At 34.4% G+C, this 18,946-nt stretch carries 11 protein-coding genes; all 11 read right to left on the minus strand.

Annotation, left to right across the window (positions count from 1 at the left end; genetic code table 11):
* Positions 1-66: 66 nt before the first annotated feature.
* The 11 genes from H7350_RS01355 to xylA all read right to left on the minus strand — a co-directional run bounded on the left by H7350_RS01355 (position 67) and on the right by xylA (position 18,930).
* The gene (locus H7350_RS01355; protein WP_204344076.1) at positions 67-1,263 is read right to left on the minus strand and encodes a Gfo/Idh/MocA family protein; all 1,197 of its coding nucleotides are present in this window, start codon (positions 1,261-1,263) and stop codon (positions 67-69) included.
* 3 nt (positions 1,264-1,266) lie between these two features.
* Complete coding sequence (locus tag H7350_RS01360) at positions 1,267-2,610, minus strand: Gfo/Idh/MocA family protein (protein ID WP_204344077.1); 1,344 nt, start codon at positions 2,608-2,610, stop codon at positions 1,267-1,269.
* 4 nt (positions 2,611-2,614) lie between these two features.
* Positions 2,615-3,973, minus strand: a complete 1,359-nt coding sequence (locus H7350_RS01365; protein WP_420825361.1) for a 3-keto-disaccharide hydrolase — start codon at positions 3,971-3,973, stop codon at positions 2,615-2,617.
* Positions 3,974-4,189: 216 nt separating this feature from the next.
* Positions 4,190-5,350 (minus strand): DUF5627 domain-containing protein, encoded by a 1,161-nt coding sequence (locus H7350_RS01370; RefSeq protein WP_204344078.1) that lies wholly within the window; start codon positions 5,348-5,350, stop codon positions 4,190-4,192.
* A gap of 38 nt (positions 5,351-5,388) precedes the next feature.
* Complete coding sequence (locus tag H7350_RS01375; RefSeq protein WP_204344079.1) at positions 5,389-7,113, minus strand: RagB/SusD family nutrient uptake outer membrane protein; 1,725 nt, start codon at positions 7,111-7,113, stop codon at positions 5,389-5,391.
* Positions 7,114-7,140: 27 nt separating this feature from the next.
* Positions 7,141-10,212, minus strand: coding sequence for a SusC/RagA family TonB-linked outer membrane protein (locus H7350_RS01380; RefSeq protein ID WP_204344080.1), 3,072 nt, complete (start codon positions 10,210-10,212; stop codon positions 7,141-7,143).
* 44 nt (positions 10,213-10,256) lie between these two features.
* Positions 10,257-12,167, minus strand: a complete 1,911-nt coding sequence (locus tag H7350_RS01385) for a RagB/SusD family nutrient uptake outer membrane protein (protein WP_204344081.1) — start codon at positions 12,165-12,167, stop codon at positions 10,257-10,259.
* Between the two features lie 12 nt (positions 12,168-12,179).
* Entirely contained in the window at positions 12,180-15,311 is a 3,132-nt protein-coding gene (locus tag H7350_RS01390; protein ID WP_204344082.1) for a SusC/RagA family TonB-linked outer membrane protein, read from the minus strand.
* Positions 15,312-15,755: 444 nt separating this feature from the next.
* The gene (locus tag H7350_RS17155) at positions 15,756-15,878 is read right to left on the minus strand and encodes an MFS transporter (protein WP_420825357.1); all 123 of its coding nucleotides are present in this window, start codon (positions 15,876-15,878) and stop codon (positions 15,756-15,758) included.
* Positions 15,879-15,951: 73 nt separating this feature from the next.
* A complete protein-coding gene (locus H7350_RS01400; RefSeq protein WP_204344083.1) occupies positions 15,952-17,538 on the minus strand; it encodes a solute:sodium symporter family transporter in 1,587 nt (528 codons plus the stop codon).
* Between the two features lie 66 nt (positions 17,539-17,604).
* Positions 17,605-18,930 (minus strand): xylose isomerase, encoded by a 1,326-nt coding sequence (gene xylA / locus H7350_RS01405; RefSeq protein WP_204344084.1) that lies wholly within the window; start codon positions 18,928-18,930, stop codon positions 17,605-17,607.
* Positions 18,931-18,946: the final 16 nt, after the last annotated feature.

The raw sequence follows: 18,946 nt of genomic DNA on the forward strand, positions 1-18,946 counted from the left end.
AGAATTAAAAAAAAATCTCACTAAAAAATTTACTTAGTGAGATTTAGTTTTTATTTCAATTTTACTTTAAAAATCTAAAACGGAAGAGTTCCACTTTACAATTTGGTTATTATACATAGCATCAAGTCCCATTTGCACGCATATTGCAGTTTTTGCACCAGTAATAATATCCGATTTAGGATGTTTATTATTTAAAATGCCTTCTCTAAAATCTAGTAAGGCTTGTTTTGTTGGATTTAGATGTTCCACATTTATTTGGTAGCCTTTCTCTTTATCCCATTGAACTGTTGCACCGCTAACGCCATCGACATCTCCAAGAACTCTATTCTTCTTTTGGCCTTCAGGATAAAACCAAGCATTTTTCATATCAATAATTATAGTGCCTTTATCTCCAATGACCTTTATTTGGTAACCATCTTTAGCATTATTCGTTAAGTAGGTAAATTTTGCTTTAACTCCGTTTGGATAGCTATAAGTTAAATGTACATTATCATAAGTTTCTCTTCCATCTTTCCAGTAATCCACACCTCCAATACCCATCACTTGGTTTGGGGTTTCGTTTAGCACCCAATTCACAAAATCGATTTGGTGCGATGCTAATTCGGCCGTCAATCCTCCTGAGAATTCTCGGTACATTCTCCAATTAATAGCCTTTTCAAATTGAGGTTCAGGAACTGAACGTCTCCAATTGCCGTGTCTGTTCCACTGGCATTCAAACGCAGTGATATTTCCCACTTTCCCTTCTTTAATAAGGTCAACCACATGTGTGTAAAGTCTCGAACTATGATACTGATGACCCGTTTGAAATATGTTTTTAGATTGGTTTGCTTTATTGACGAGTTGCTTTACACCATCATAGCCTTTTGCTAATGTCTTTTCGCAAAACACATGCTTACCAGCATCAAGTGCATCAACCGCAATTTTTGAATGTAAATGAAAAGGTACTGCGATGATAACAGCATCGATATCCTTATTATCTAATAATTTTCGGTAATCTGAATAGCCTTTGGGATTCGAATTAGCTCTGGCTAAACCTTTGTTTAGTCTAAATGGTAAAACGTCGCAACCAGCAACTACATTTACATGGTCAATTTCGTTAATCATTGACATGAGCCCACCTCCACGAACTCCTGTTCCAATGGTACCAATATTAATCGTTTCATTAGCATTTATATGAGATAATACATTACCATATAAGTATGAAGACCCAGCTACTACTGCTGTAGCTGCGGCGGTTTTCTTAATAAATGAACGTCTTTTCAAATTTTATAGTTTTATTTCCCAACCAGGTTCGTAAGTTCTAGACCACAATTTCATAGCTTCTCTGTTGTACATCTTACCAGTTTTGTCATCGACATCAAAACCATTTTTAATTCTAAATGCAATGTTGGCATAATGTACCATAGCCATACTTTTACTAGCATCATCAATTGGTGCTGTTAGTTTGGCTTTACCTCTAATAGTATCAAACAAATTTTGAACATGTTGTGTTGACGTATCTCCGCCACCACCTAAAGCGTTTCCTGCTTCTTTTGATGCCGAATTGTACTCTTTTACGACTTTACCTCTACGGTCATATAATATATATTTACCTCTATCTACAAATACAGAGCCTTCTGTACCATAAATTACAGTACCTCTTCCTCCTCCATAGGTACTATAGCTATTTCTAGATTTTCCATCCCACTTAATGACTTTATTATCTGCAAATTTAAACGTTGCTTCCATATCATCATACATTTCCCAACCATCATCTAAAAAGTGACGCTTTTCTGCTTCAACATATACATGCTGCGGAAAATCTACTTGCAAAGCCCAACGTGCCACATCCAACTCGTGTGTTCCATTATTACCAGCCTCAGCTGTTCCATAATCCCAACCATACCAATGCCAATTGTAATTCCATGTTTCGGAAGTATAATTGCGTCTTGGTGCTGGTCCTTGCCATAAATCCCAGTCTAAACCTTCTGGTATAGCCGCACTATTTTGAACAGGCACTTTACCTCGTCCATTATTATAAAATGCAACTGCCTTGTATGGTTTACCTATGACGCCATTATGGATTTCTTTTATAATTTCAATCGTATGACCTGAGGAACGTTGTTGATTACCCATTTGAACCACTTTACTAAAATGCTTGGCTGCTAGCACAAGCTGTTCATTCTCGTGCATGTTATGACTACAAGGTTTTTCAACATATACATGCTTCCCTGCTTTCATTGCCATAATCGAACCTGGCGTATGCCAATGGTCTGGTGTGGCATTAATTAATACGTCAACATTTTTATCGTCTAATACTTTTCTAATGTCATTCTCTAACTTTGGGCTGTAGTCAATATGCTCTCTAAATCCTTTTAAGGCTTTTAGGCGCTGGCTTTCCATCACATCACACAAGTAACTTAATCTGACATTGCTCGCTTTGGATCCAATAGGTGATTTAAAAGCATTTAAGCGCCTCCCTAAACCAGCAATAGCAACATTTAAACGATCGTTGGCTCCAATAATATTATTATAGCTTTTTGCGGACATGACATTAATTCCACCTGTTAAACTGACTCCAATAGCCGCTGCTGTTGTCTTTTTTATAAAATCTCTACGATTGTTTCCCATTTTACTAATTCTTTATTTTTGGAACTTTGATTTTTATATTTCTGAAGGATACTTTATCACCATGATCTTGTAACAATATCTGCCCTTTTTCTAATAGTCCAAAATTCGGCCATTTCTCATATTTACTTTCAGAAACTAATTTTAGAAATTCTTCACTTCCTCTTTCGTACTCTAAAACCTTAACATCGTTAATCCAATGCTCAACATGATTGTCTATGGATTTTATGTATGCTGTGTTCCATTCACCAATTGGTTTGATTGGTTTGTCAGGATTAGCTTGAATTAAATCGTATAATGAACATACGGTTCTACTACCTTCATGAGAACCTAATTTAGCATCTTCATGAAGCTCATCATCTAGGATTTGATACTCCAAACCAATTGATGAGCCTGGTCCTTTATTAATTTCGGTATCGACGTAATATTTAATACCACTATTGGCTCCTGGTGTTAATTTAAAATCTACCAACAGTTCGAAACTCGCGTAATCTTCAGTAGTAACGATATCACCACCAGCAGCAGATTCTGCTCCTCCTGTAGATAAGACAATCAGTTCTCCATTTTCAATTACCCAACCTTTATCTGGGAATGCATCTAATTTAGCACCTCGCCAGCCATCAGTAGTTTTACCATCCCAAAGCAATTGCCAACCTTCCTTCTTTTCTTGAAATGTTAAGGTGTTTTTAGTAACTACAGGCTCTAAAGATGATTTTTTTGAATATTTAGAAAGATTCTCCGTCAAGATTTTAGCATTCTTCCACATCACTTGCTTGCCAAGCTTATCCTTGTTTTTTCCTATAGAGTGGACTTGTAACCCAAAAAAACCACTTGCTGTTTTATCATCAATTAAATAAGACGCAGGTATATTGTTTATCCAAGTTTTTATGGTATCTCCTATGGCTTCAACTCTGTAGTGATTCCATTCATTTTGTTTAAAGGCCTTTTGCGCTTCAGGATTATTTTCTAGAGTGTGTAGCCATTTACGTCTTTTTTCATCATAAATTCCACCACTCCATGCACGTTTTGATGGATCTATTTCTACTTGATAGCCATGCACCATTCCATCTCTATAATATGGTAAGCTATTACTACGAATCTGGATTCCTGAATTCATGGTAGAATCGACTTTAAAATCAATTTCAAAAATAAAATCTCCATACATTTTATTAGTAGTTAAAAATGTATTTGGTGTATTCGCAGCCGTTGTTCCAATAATGACTCCGTCTTCAACTATATATTTTGCTTCACCACCTTTAATATTCCAACCCTCTAAAGAATTGTTATTGATAAGATCTACCCACGGTATTTTATCTTGTTTATTGTTACAAGAAAATAAAAAAACTATAATTAGAATACTAAATATTACTGATGTAATGGATTGTAATTGTTTCACTTGAATTTATTTTTTAATTAATACCATTTTAAATTACTGTGTGAGATATTGATGCTTGATCTAAGATAAAGATTATTAATTTTTAATAAGAAACCCTCCATTATTTTACTTATAATGAAGGGTTTGAATTATACTTAAAACTATTTAGTTATAATTAAAGCCTGACTGACCAAATACAAAGTACTTTTAGTCCACTGTTAAATCAACAACAAACTCTTCGAATCTCACGTTTCTGTCTCTTATAACTAAGGTATCATTTACCTGATGATTTAATTCAAATGTTGCTGTTGTTGTTGAAACTAATGAACCAAAAAAGAATTCCTGAGTGACTTCAACATCTTGTTCTACGTATTGAAAATCTAAGTAAATTACGTCTCGAGGTTCTCCTCCCCATTCATCACCATCTTCTACAAAGCTTCCTGTGCCGGTTACGGTAATATTGCTATTTGGATCAGCATTAGAAACAGTAATTTCTTCATTCTCGTTAAATGTCAATAGTAAAGATAACTGAACGTCGGTAGGAATACCAGGTCGTCTGACATCAATAGTCGTAGTTACTTCACTTCTTCCCGAAGTTGCTAATGGAATAAGTTCATCTTGCACAACAAATTCTGCTCTATACACTGTAGAGCCATCAATGACCTCAGATACTGTTTCTGTGGGATCTCCATTTGCATAAACCGTAACCGATTCGTTAAACCCTGTAGCTGCATCCTCACCGCGCCTTAAATAGATGGCATCATATTTATTCATATATTTAATACCGAAAAGCGTATAATCTTTTGGCAACGGATCCCAATCTTCATCTCTAATTTTTATAGGATCATCAACTAAAGGAACACCTGTTAAAAGCGAATCTAGTTCTTCAAAATCTGTAATCCTTAAAGGAATTACATAATGCACTTCTTCAAACTCTGCAAATGACAGTGGATCGTCAAAGAAGGCATCTGAAAGCTGCACTGGAATGCGCCCACTTATAGAACCCGAAGGAATTGTTACAGGGCTTTCCTGTTCAATAGTATAGTAAGAAGCTGGTAAGATCTTAACATTTACAGTATCTACACCTAAGGCAGCAGCATCTATTAAGTCCGGAGCTAACTCAAAATGTACTCTTCGGTCTATATCATTATTATAAACTCCTGACATGACTACACCAATTTCAAATCGTCCATTATTATCGTTTTCGTTAAAACCCAAATCATACTCACCCTGAATTATGGTTCTTACGGGTGTTTGAAATGGAAAATACACTGAAGTTGAGCCAAAGTCGTCAAAATCATTTTCCTGATTTTCGCAAGCTATGAAGCTAAAGACAATTGCGCATATTATTAAATATTTTATTTTCATGTCTATTTTTTTTATCTTTTTAAATATACAAATTTATTCTACCAGCCCATGTTTTGCTCAAGTTCAGAAAATTTTAAAATCTCAGAATTTGGAATAGGCATATAAGTTGCAAATGGTTGGAAATTTCTAATTTCCACAGACGGCAACTCAATATAATTATTTCCGTCAAAAAAGTAACCTCTAGCTGGTTCATCTAAAGGTAATCCCCATCTTCTAATATCCCAAAATCTATGCCCCTCAAAACTTAGCTCTATACGACGTTCATTTCTAATAAGATCTCGCATTTCCTCTATAGTTGAAATAGATGCTAGGTAATTATCTGGTTGTGAAATTCCTGCTCTATTACGTATTGCTGCAATCACATCACGAACGGAAATACCATCAACCTGATGGTCAGGACCTCCAATTTCATTAGCAGCTTCAGCTAATATTAAAAACAATTCAGTATATCTAAAATACACATTAGCATGACTTTTACCTTGAGCAGTTCCATTATTATTAATAAGAACATCTGGACGTAATAATTTTTTAAGGTAATACCCAGTAGTTGTAGACTGCCCAGGAATAGAATCTAATCTATCATTTCCTCCTCCAAAACCAGTATTAATTATACCTCCTCCAAATTCAGCGCCATTAACAACGACATATTTTTCTAGCCTAGGGTCTCGATTAGCATAAGGGTTTTGAGGATCAAAACCATTAGCCGCGGTTGCAGGAAAGCCGTCTTGCATTGGAAATGCCATTACAAAATTATGTGTTGGATTAATTTCACCGTTTCCATTCACTGAAGGGGGAAACATTCGTTCTTCATAATTAAAAGTGTTCCCTCCAATAGATCCACGCCAGAGTGATTCACTACTAAATATATTGTCATCAGATGTATAAAATTCATTACCATTTGGATCTAATCCAGCAACACCTCCAATAGTATTTAAAACTTGAGCCGCGTTAGTTGCTGCCATATCATAATAGCTTTGACTATCTAAAAACGAAGGACTCGCCGCAAAAAGTGCCAAACGTGCTTTTAATGCTCTTACTATTTTGCCTGAAATACGTAAATCAAAAAAGTTATCATTTACTATTCCATATTTATCAAAGTCAAAATTTTCTAAATCTGAATACCATGGATCTACTTGACCTTCGCCCAATCCATAATCTGTTGGCAATAAATTAAGTGCTTCATCAAAATCTGTCATAATAGCCTGAACAGAAGCTTCAAATGACAAACGTGGTACATTAAAGTTACCATCTGCTTCAATAAATTCAGTATAGTATGGAATACCTAGCAGTTCTCCAGATTCTCCAATACCTGCATGCGCTTGAAGCACATAAAAATGATGTAATCCTCTCAATGCCAACGCTTCTCCCTTCATGCGCATTTCAAACATTGTGTTAGTTAATGTGTCTCTACTCCATTGTGTAACTCCTGTTTCAATTACTTCTAAAAATCTGTTTACCCAGAATACACGTTCAAAACTACCCCAACGGGCTGCAGGATTAAATTGAGCATTTAACTCACCAAGCGCCATTCGCTTATAGTTGTTATTTAAAATATTATTAACAGCATCATCGGTAGCTGCTTCAGAAAATGAATATTGATTAACTAAACCCGTATATCCATTTAATAATACACCTTCAGCTGCATTTGGATTCGTGAGAATATCATCAAAGTCCAACCTATTTTCTTCAATAGGATCTAAATCACAAGAAATCATAGCGGCAAAAACCGACATGAGTATTAAATATTTTATTAAATTCTTCATTTTATTTATTTCAATTTTCTAATTCTATTAAAATGATGCTCTTATACCTAAGGTAAAAGATCTAGATAGTGGTGTACTACCTATTCTTAATCTACGAATATCTTTATTTTTTCCTATTTCAAATAAATTAGTTCCAGAAATATTTAGACTAAAATCCTGCATACCTATTTTTTTATTAAAAGCATCCTCAAATTCATATGTTATCTGTGCACGGTTAATGTTAAAGTAACTCGTGTCGAATAGCCAAAACGTAGATTGTCTAAAATTATTTTGATTTGTTTGTGATGATAACCTTGGGAATGTTGCCGTACTTGCAGTTTCTGGTGTCCATCGTCCTAGAACGACTTCTGAATATTTATCTGCTCCATCTACTGAATAATATTCGTTAAAACTATTATTTAACTTATTACCGTCAGCTCCTGATTGACCTACAGCCAAAACAAAAAAGTTGAACCTTTTATAATTTAAGTTAAGGTTGAGGGCATAAGTCCATGGGCTACTAGATTGCCCGATTGCTCTTCTGTCATCATTATCTATAATATTATCACCATTTAAATCCTGGTATTTTATATCTCCTGGTTGTACGATACCAAATTGTGGAACAGGTAAACCAGCATTTAAATTACCATTTGTATCAAAATCTGCTTGAGAATAAAAACCTTGATCAACTAATCCAAAAATTGTAGAAATCTCTCTTCCTTGTGTTTGTAGATAATCTTCAGTAAACAATTCAGATCTTACAACTCTTTCAGTTTGACTATATAGCACGTTTGCACCTACAGTAAATGAAAAATCTCCATAAGTTTTATTGAAATTCATACCGATTTCAAAACCAGTGTATACATTTTTATTGAAATTATTATACGGTCTAAACGTATCATAAAAAGACGGGAATTGGTCTTGTAAGAATGTTATTTGCTTGTCTAGTTCTGTTTTAAAATAATTAGCTTCTATCCAAAAAGAATTCATTAAATACGTTTCGAAACCTAAATTTAAGTCTATACGTTCTTCAAATGTTAAATCAAGATTTTCTGCTTGTGAAAGATCTATTCTTCGATTAGTATTACCATCAGCCCAACTAATATTGTTACCAAAAGAATAGTTTGCATCATATAAATAGTAAGCGCTAGCATCATCATCAACACTACCATTAGCATTAAGCGCAGTAATACCACGATCTGACTTTAAAATACCTCCAGAAGCCTTTAACTTAAGGTAATTAATAAATTTACTGTTCTTCAAAAAAGGTTCTTCACTTATAATGTAAGCTATACCCGACGTTGGTGAAAATGCTCCTCTATTTCCTTTCGCTAGTTTTATTGAATTAATATAGGTTCCTGTAAAATCAAAAAATAGTTTCTTTTTGTAATCATATGCCATTTGAAAGCCTACGTGTGCATCAACATCAGTTTGAATAACATCATTTCGTCTTTGTGAATTATAAAAACCTAATAAAGTAGTATTTATAGAATGGTTCTTAGCAATAGTCCTATCATAATTTATAAGTCCATAAAAACCAAATCGAGATAAAAACCCATTGGTACTAATATTTTCTCTCTGATCTTTTAAATCTTCACCAAAAACATTAAGACCTATTATGCTATCACCCTCCCAAATTGGTTCATAGGTTTTAAATTGGTTCTCTATAGATAAATTATAAGAATCAAAATAATCAAAACTCACATAGGTTTTAGCCGACAAGCCTTTTGTTATCCTACCTAAATCAAAATTGATTGTGTTGTTAAACTGCGTAGAACGAAACACGGTGTCTAGATAGCCACCTGCAATAGCTAAAGCTATGGGTGCATCTGACCCAAACTGTTGAGTTGACCCTAAAAGAAACCCATCAAAGGTATTTGCATCTTGTAATATTCCTGCAACTGTAGGGTCACTAACATCTACTAAATCAACGGGTAAAAATGGTGAATAAGCATTTGGTCTTAAAGTAGTACCAGCGCTTAATAAATCGGCTCTAGACCCTCTATTTGTGCTTATAACTGCAATTCCATCAAGACTGCTTGAAATCCAATCGTTTATTTTAAAATCTAGGTTACCTCTTACATTAAAACGGTTAGTTCCTGCATTTATATCTTCATTAATATCCACCCATGCATCCTCACGATTCCATCCAACGTTAACATAATATTGATTTTTATCATTACCACCTGAAAACTCAGCTATAACATTTGTAAAATTGATAAAAGGTTGAACATATTCATTTGAATATAAGTCTACATCGGGATATTTAAACTTATTAGAACTTGTTCTAAATTCCTGGATAAGTGCTGGATCATAAAAATTATCTAACCCGTCATTATTTCTGGCTTCATTAAAAAGTGTCATATACGCCGCTGAACCTAAATAATTTGGCAAGGAGATAGGCGTTCTAATACCAGAACGAATATTAACGTTTACTTCTTTTTTATTAGCATTTCCACGTTTGGTATTAATAACAATCACACCATTTCTTCCTTGACTACCATAGAGGGCAACAGAATTAGCATCTTTAAGTACAGTTATCTGCTCAACCTCTTCCATATTTAGGATATTGGGATCACGGCCAATGACGCCATCAATAACAAAAACCGCATCGCCTACACCGCCTATACCTCTAATATTATCAGAACCTCTAACCCCTAAGACGAGTCCGTTAATATAATCTCTAACCACTTGGGTATTGTCATAAGTTAATCGGTCTTTTGTGTTAATTGAGGATATTGCCCCAACAATATTACGTCTATATTTAGTGGCTACTCCCATCTTTATTTCGTCATCTTCCGAGGCGAGGAAAGGAGATTTTTTCATTGTAATATTACCTAATATATCAGAAATAGCAATAATGACTGATATATAGCCCTTTTTTTCAAGTACAAGGGACTCATCATCTAGTAATTTGATTTTAAACTGTCCGTTAACATCCGAAGATGTCTTATTTCCACTTTGGCTAAAAATATCAACTCCATCTATTGGGTTACCTTGCTCATCAACCACAGTTACTGTTACCTCCGTACCATTTGTTTGAGCCATTGCAATATTACAAATGCAAAACAGCATTAAGATAAATAGAGTGAATAACCTATATATATTTTTTATCTTCATTTTTTTCTTTGGATTAGTTATAACGAATTTGTAAAAGACTACCTCTACCATCCCGGGTTTTGAGGGAAGCCTTCGTAAATTAGAGTTTGCTCAACTGGAAATGGCAACCAATAATGCTGAGGGAACTCACAAATTCTATCTACAAGAAGTGTTTCTGTGAAATTACTTCTGTCTTGCGGAAAATCTAAGGCTAATTTTCTTCTATATTTATCTAAATGGGCTAATCCCCATCGTCTAATATCTAACCATCTGTGCGCTTCATAACTTAACTCAACAGATCTTTCTCTTCTTAATTCATCCATAAACTTGTTGTTATCTCCAACTATATTTGGATGTACATTAGGAATACCAGCTCTATTACGTAATAAATTAATAGCGCTCTCTGCTGATAATCCATAAGAACTAGGTGTAGCCATTGCCCCCATTGAAGCATGTAATGCTTCAGCATACATTAAATAAACATCTGTAAGTCTCATATGCATTCGTACCCCTACGTATTGATTTATTATAGGATTCCATCTACTATGATACGTACCGTCAACTTTAGGGTAAAATTTTGTCCACATATACCCTGTATTATTTTTTATTTTGATGTTTTCAGCACCAGTGCTGCGGTGGAAACCTTTTTGACTTGAATTTTCAAACCAAAGTTGAGCAGCTACATGCTCTGGTTCCTCAGCTCCTGCATCTATAATATCTCCATCAATAATATGCCATTTGTAAAAACGTGGATCACGGTTTGCAAAAGGCTGAGTGGGATCGTAAGTTGTTTGTCCATAATTACCACTAAGATCATCTTCTATAGATAGTCCATTAGCCATCCCAAAATTGTTATGAATAAAATTGTGTGTAGGACTAATAACCTCATATCCAGCAGAATTGGTATGGATAGCTCTATTTACTCCTGATGCCATAAATCTTGTGGCTTGCCCAGTACTGCCACCAGTTGCAGAGAATATAAACTCTGTACTTCCTGGCCATGTACCAGGAGCTGGTGATCTCCAAAACACATCATCGTAGTTTTCCCAAGAAGCTAATGCATAACGTCCTTGGTCGGCTAATTGAAGAATTTTTGAAAAAGCCTCAACAGCCATATCACATAACTCTGTATCATAGTCATATGTATTTATACTTACATTGTTACCTTTCATTAATGGACTTGCTGCTAAAAGCAAGTTTTTACCTTGAAAAGCATATGCCGTACCTTTAGTAAGCCTACCTCTATTTTCGCCTTCTGTTAATTGTCCATATGGTTCAAAGTCCCAATTTACTGGCAATAATTCAGCGGCTATTATGTAATCTTCATTAGCTCGTAAAGCAACTTCTTTGTAGGTCTCTGGACGTGGTAATTCAAAATCATCTACTATAACTCTATCAATATATGGATAACGTCCCCAAAATTTCATAATCTCATTATGGAAAAATGCTCTAAAAAAATAAGCTTGTCCAAGAATAACATCTTTTTCTGCTTGCGTTGCATTTACCATTAAATCCCTATTCTCAACATTCTCAATTACAATATTAGCTTTACGGATACCACGTAAGCTTCCATCATATAACCCAGGTCTTTGTCTATTAAATGAGTTATTGTTTTCGACATTAGCAGAGTTAGTACCTGTTGATCCATAATCTGCATTGTAGTGATTATTTAAGTAACAAAAATTATCTCTTATCACATCATAGAATCTTCCAGCATCAATATCTCCACTTGCCTTTGTTGGCCTGTCAACAAATCCATCATCTCCCAAAAGAAAATCTTGAAAAGTATGCGTTTGCTGTTCATAAGATACTACTAAGGCATACATTTCTTCAACAAAACCTTGTGCATTATTAAAGCTAGAAAATATCTCCTCTTCATCTATGATGGCATCTGGTGCTACATCTAAATAATCCTCGCATGAAAACGAGAATACAAATCCTAAGATTATGAATATTTTTATCTTATTATTTTTCATTATTTCTCTTGTTTAAAAATTCATATTAAAACCAAAGTTAAATCTTTTTAAGGTAGGATAATCACCTCTTGACTGTGCTGTTCCAGATGTATTAAACTCTCTATCATCGGGCAAATTAGACCATAAAAACAGGTTATTTCCATTTGCGAAAATTTGAAGCTTCTTCAACCCAAGTTTTTCACAGGTCGCTCTGGGTATATCATAAGCTATAGAAACTGTTCTAAGTCTTGTTAATGATGCATCCAACCAATTATCTCTAGGATTAGTTCCTCCCGGAACTCCAAATGATGGTTGGGTATCTGTATTATTTGGCGTATCTACGGTCCAATAATCTAAATCTTGCTCAAAGATTAACGGTGTTGAATTACTAAAAGTTTGGTTACTGAACAATCTAGACGCATTTTGTGTACCATACAACTGCGCTGAAATACTAAACCCTTTGTATTGTGCGCCTAGAGTAAAGCCCCAAGTTCTTTGAGGTTGATTTGGATAACCGAAGGGTGCATTATCAAATTCAGAATTATAAATGCCGTCTCCATCAAAATCTACAAGACCATAATATCCAGGACGCACTGTACTTTGATTTTCATTTAGAGGTGTTGAACTGTAAATATCGTCCCAACTTGTCAATATACCTGCAGGAATGCCTGAACTTCCTTGCCCAATACTGTAACCAGCTTCATTTAGATGAGCAGCCCGTAAAGCTGGGTCATCTCTTACTATTACTTTATCTATAGCTTGCGTAAAATTAAAATCACCAGATAGAGTTAAACCGTTATCAAAAGTATATCTGGAACCTAAAACAATCTCATAACCTCTTACCTCAACGACACCTCTATTAACATATGGATTTGCTGCCACAAAATCTGGTGTAGTTTGACTATTAGCAATTACAATTTTACTACGATCTTCTGCAAAATAGTCTAACTCTCCAGTTAACAAACCATTAAATAAATTAAACTCAGCACCTATGTTATACTTAACAGCTTCCTCCCACTGAAGGTCTGGATTTCCAACGAGAGTTTCTCTGTAAAACGTGTAGGGTGAATTTCCTTGATAATCACTTGGCACTAAAAATGCAGAATCACCAGACTCCCATTGCGTAATGTAAGTCCATCTTGCTGCTTCATCAGTCGTGATAAAAGTATCATCACCAATAAGACCGTAAGACCCTCTAAACTTAAGTAAATTTAACCAATCTACATTTTCCATAAAAGCTTCGTTTGAGACTGTCCAACCCAGTGCTATAGATGGAAATAAGTCGAAACGATATCCTGGACCAAATTGTTCAGAGCCATTGTATGCACCGTTAATATCTAAAAAGTATCTTGAGTCGTAATTATAAGTGGCTCTTCCTACCCAGTCTTCACGATATGTTGGAAAAGCGAAAATCCCAGTACCGCTTGCAGCCTCCTGTCTTCTCACTAAAAATAGACCTGTTATGTTATGCTTTTCATCAAAAGTTTTATTATAATTAAATGAAACATCATAAACCATTCTTCGTCTTCGTCGGTTTTCCTCTACTTGAATATCTTCTAAAGTCCATGGTGGTTGAACATAACCAAATTGTGTATTATTATCTGGAATAAGTAAAATCTCTTCATCACCATCAAAAACCCTACTAATTACACCTCCATCAATTAAACGTTGCCTACTTCTCTGTGTATTATCTAGAGAAAATCGTCCTTGAAACGACAATCCTTCAGTAATAAAGTCTAAATTTTGTTTTAATATAAAATCAGTATTGATTTGAAATTCTCTAAAAGTGTCATAACCCGAACCCGCTAAAGTAATAAATGGGTTGTTATATACATTAAAGGGACTAAAAGGGGCTCCATACACACCATCTGGATACACAGGAGTGTAAAGCGTTGGTGCTATTAAGTAAAGTCCATTAGTTACATTACCTAAGTTACCAGGATTCTCTCTAATACCATAAAAACCAGCTAGATTAACTGACAACTCAGTAGTTTTTGTAATGTTAAAATCAATATTACTTCTAAAGTTAAATCTATCATATCGATACTCACCTAAATAGCCTCTTCCATTATCGTATCGTCCTCCATCAAAAATATCTTCTACTGTTTGAAAAGCTAAACTACCAAAATATTTAGCCGTTTTATTACCACCTCGCACAGACAAGTTAACTCTATAATCTTGTGCGTAATCTTTTAACAATTCATCTTCCCAATCAACATTAGGATAAATATAACTTTCTTGTAAACTGGAAGGGTTACGATATCTATCTATAATAGCTATTGGCGTATAATTATTCCATGTGTTTGGAGCTTGAGCTATTCCTCTTAAAATAGAACTATTTGCTTCTAATAAAGCATTGTAAGCATCTAATTTATTTGGCAATTGAGAAACGGTTTTAATGGTTGTATTAACACTAAGCGACAGTTGCGCTTTTCCTGTTTGACCTCGCTTAGTGGTAATTAAAATTACCCCATTAGCGCCTTCTACACCAAAAACTGCCGTTGCAGAAGCATCTTTAAGCACTGATAAATTTTCAATATCGTTCATATCTATGTCGGACATTGACCTCTTAACACCATCCACAAGCACAAGAGGATCACCATTACCATTCCATGAACTTCGACCACGAATAAAAATCCTAATATTGTCTTCACCAGGAACACCACTACCTTGTATAGCCGTAACACCTGGTAAATTTCCTTGTAATGCTTGTTCAACATTAGATGTACCAAGTGTCCTTTCCATCAAATCCTTACCTTTTATCTGCGTAATAGCAGCTACTACGCTTTCTTTTTTCTGAGTACCATAACCAACAATGACTACCTCATCTAGACTTGCAACATCCTCTTCTAGGACTACATCGATGGTCGTTCTACCATTAACTTGAATCTCCTGAGTTTTAAAACCTAAATAAGAAAACACTAAAATTTCTTCACCCAAGGTTAATTCAAAAGAATATTTTCCATCAAAATCTGTTGATGCACCAGTAGAAGTTCCTTTTTGTATTACACTTACTCCTGGTATTGGTATTCCTTCAGCATCTGTCACAACACCAGAAACCCTATTTTGAGCCTCCAAATTAATTGTTGTAAAGCTGGAAAACACTATTGCCAGTAATAATGCTAACCCAGAAACAGGAAATTGTTTTTTTAATTTTTGTTTCATATTCAGTTTAAGTTTCAACATATAGTTAGTAATAAATTTATCAAAATACTTAAACTTTAGTGCGTCAAAGTCAAATCATAATGATATGTTAACAATATTAAAAATAACATTATATAACTGTATCCTGTACTATGCTGCCAAGCGTATTTTTTATATAGGTTCTGATTAAATTTAACATTTTTATGCTTTAGATTATTTTGATTGACCAGGTGAGTTTCTAAAATTTACGCTACAACTGCTATTTTTAATTATTTTACACTAAAATTTAAATCATTTTTCAGGGTTTTTAGTATCATTATTAACACTAAAAATTAACAACACCATGTTCTAAGATTAAAAAAATGCTATGATTAATATTGTTGTCATTTTAATCTATTACAGAAATTAATTTAAAATAGATTTATATCATTTGAATAATTTATGATCTGATTTCTCCCAGAGAATTTACATTTCTTCTAGAGTTTTCTCTTTTATTTCAGGTACAAATTTCCAAACAAAAATTATAGCAAATAAAGACATCAAACCATAAGTCCAATAGGTAAATCCATAATTAAACTGCTCAGTCAAGTAGCTTTTCGTCCATCATTGGGAATATTAACTACCTAATAACTCGAGGAAAACTCACAATTCATTATATAAATTAGCTAAAAATAAAATAGGTAGATATTACAATAGCACATATTATTAAACCTACTACTTTAACATGTTTCCAAGGGGTTACATCAACTTGCTGTGTATATTCTTGCACATAATCTGTTCCTCTTGGTTTTAATTTACCAATAATCAGCATCAATATTACAGTTAAAACAAATGCTGCGAATTGAAAATGTAGAAAGTGAGGTAAATCCATTTCTAAACCTTTTGATAAAATAATATAGGTAACGTAAAATGTAAAAGCGAATATAATACCTGCCTTCGCAGCAATTGCCGGCACTCTTTTTGTTAAGACACCAACAATAATAACTGTTAAAATTGGCACACTATAAGCACCGTTTACAGTTTGTAAATATCCGAAAAGTCCGTCTGAAGCATAGTATAAAAAAGGCGCTACAAACATAGAAAATACTGCCAAAAATATTCCAAAACGTTTTCCTACAGTAACTACTTTTTTATCTTTAGCTTCTTTATTAATATATTGTTTATAAATATCAACACCGAATAAAGTGACACAACTATTTAAAGCAGAATTAAATGAACTTAAAATAGCCCCAAACATTACTGCTGCAAAAAAACCGATTAAATATGTAGGTAACACCTCTGCAACCAACCTTGGATACGCCACATCATTATTCGCCAATACTTCTCCTCCCCATTTATGGTAAGCAATAATACCAGGAAGCACTACTATTATTGGCCCTAATATTTTTATAACTGCGGCTAAGGTCAAACCTTTTTGTCCTTCTGCTAAATTTTTAGCACCTAAAGCGCGTTGTATAATTTGTTGATTAGTTCCCCAATAAAATAGTTGAACTAGCATCATTCCTGTAAAAATGGTTACAAAAGGAATTGAAGACTCTGCACCTCCAATTGCGTCTAATTTTTCCGGATATTCGCTTGTTAATTTTGATAAACCTCCAAAAAAACTACCATCATCACTAATAGACATCAATCCGAAAAAAGGAATTAGCAATCCACCAATCAATAAACCAATAGCATTTATAGTATCCGATACTGCGACGGCTTTTAGTCCACCAAAAATGGCATAAATAGAACCTATGACACCAATACTTATGACACAAATCCAAATAGATTGCCATTCAGTTACTCCCAATAATTCTGGAAGGTTAAACATGCCACTAATACCTAAAGAACCAGAGTATAAAACGATTGGCAACAGAACAATTGCATAACCAGATAAAAATAAACCAGATGTCATTGCTTTTGTAGTGACATCAAAACGCCGTTCTAAATATGTTGGTATGGTAGAAATACCACCTTTTAAATAGCGAGGTAATAGATATATAGCTGTAATTACCATAGCAATTGCAGCTAAAGTTTCCCAAGCCATTACTAAAATACCATCTGCATATGCGCTACCGTTAAGCCCAACAATTTGTTCTGTAGATAAATTTGTAAGCAGTAATGAACCTGCTATAACGGTTGCTGTTAAACTTCTCCCTCCAAGAAAATAACCATCTGAAGTATTTTCGTTTGTTTTTCGTGTAGATAAATAAGCAATAATAGCTACAAGTAAGGTAAAGCCTACAAATGAAATAATTCCTAACATATTTCGTTTAGTTTTAGTTGATATGAAAATTCCATGGCGTAATGATTACCATAAAGGAATTATTTTTTATATATATTGATTAATGATATTCTCAAACAATTCTTGCTTACCACTTTGTAAACTTAATTCTCCGTTTTCTTGAGCAACTTTGTATAAGTCTTGTAGTGATAATTTACCATTTTCAAAATCTTTTCCTTTACCAGAATCAAAAGACGCATAGCGTTCTGTTCTTAATTTCTCATAAGGAGAAGATGTGATAATCTTATCGGCAATTAACAAAGCTCTTGCAAAGGTATCTGCTCCACCAATATGCGCAAGGAATACATCTTCCATATCAGTTGAATTTCTCCTGATTTTTGCATCAAAATTAATTCCTCCTCCTTGTAGTCCGCCAGCTTTTAAGAATACCAACATGGCTTCAGTTGTTTCTTGGATATTGTTAGGGAATTGATCTGTGTCCCAACCATTTTGGTAATCACCTCTGTTAGCATCTATACTTCCTAACATGCCTGCTTTAGCAGCAACTGCTAATTCGTGCTGCATTGTATGTTGTGCCAAAGTAGCATGATTGACTTCAATATTCATTTTGAAATCTTTATCTAAACCATATTCTTTTAAGAAACCAATTGCTGTGGCTGAATCAAAATCGTATTGATGCTTCATTGGTTCCATTGGTTTAGGCTCGATAAAGAAAGTTCCTTTAAAACCTTGTGCTCTTGCATAATCTCTTGCCATTGTTAAAAATTGAGCCATATGATCTAACTCACGCCCCATGTCTGTATTTAAGAGCGACATATAACCTTCACGTCCTCCCCAAAACACATAGTTTTCACCACCTAATTTAATGGTGGCATCTAAGGCTAATTTTACTTGACCTCCTGCTCTTGCAACCACATCAAAATCAGGATTGGTTGACGCACCATTCATATAACGTGGATTAGAAAAACAGTTGGCTGTTCCCCAAAGTAATTTAATGCCAGATTCTTCCTGTTTATATTTTATGTAATCTGTAATTGCAGCCAATCTTTCTTCAGATTCTGTAAATGTTGATCCTTCTTGAATTAAATCAAAATCATGAAAACAGAAATAATCAAATCCCATTTTGCTTATAAATTCAAAAGCAGCATCTGCTTTGTCTTTAGCTGCTTGCACTGGGTCTGATGATTGATCCCAAGCAAAATTTTGTGTTCCTGGACCAAATGGGTCTCCTCCTTGCCCACAGAAGGTGTGCCAATAGGCTATGGCGAATTTAAAATGCTCACGCATCGTTTTGCCAGCAACAACTTGTTCTGGATTATAATATTTAAACGCCAAAGGATTGTCGGATGCTTTACCTTCAAATTTAACTTCTCCTATTCCTTTATAATATTCTTTTTGTCCTATAATTGCCATTATTACTTGTTATGTG

It is taken from the genome of Psychroserpens algicola (assembly GCF_014526325.1).
In the GTDB taxonomy this organism is placed as follows: domain Bacteria; phylum Bacteroidota; class Bacteroidia; order Flavobacteriales; family Flavobacteriaceae; genus Psychroserpens; species Psychroserpens algicola.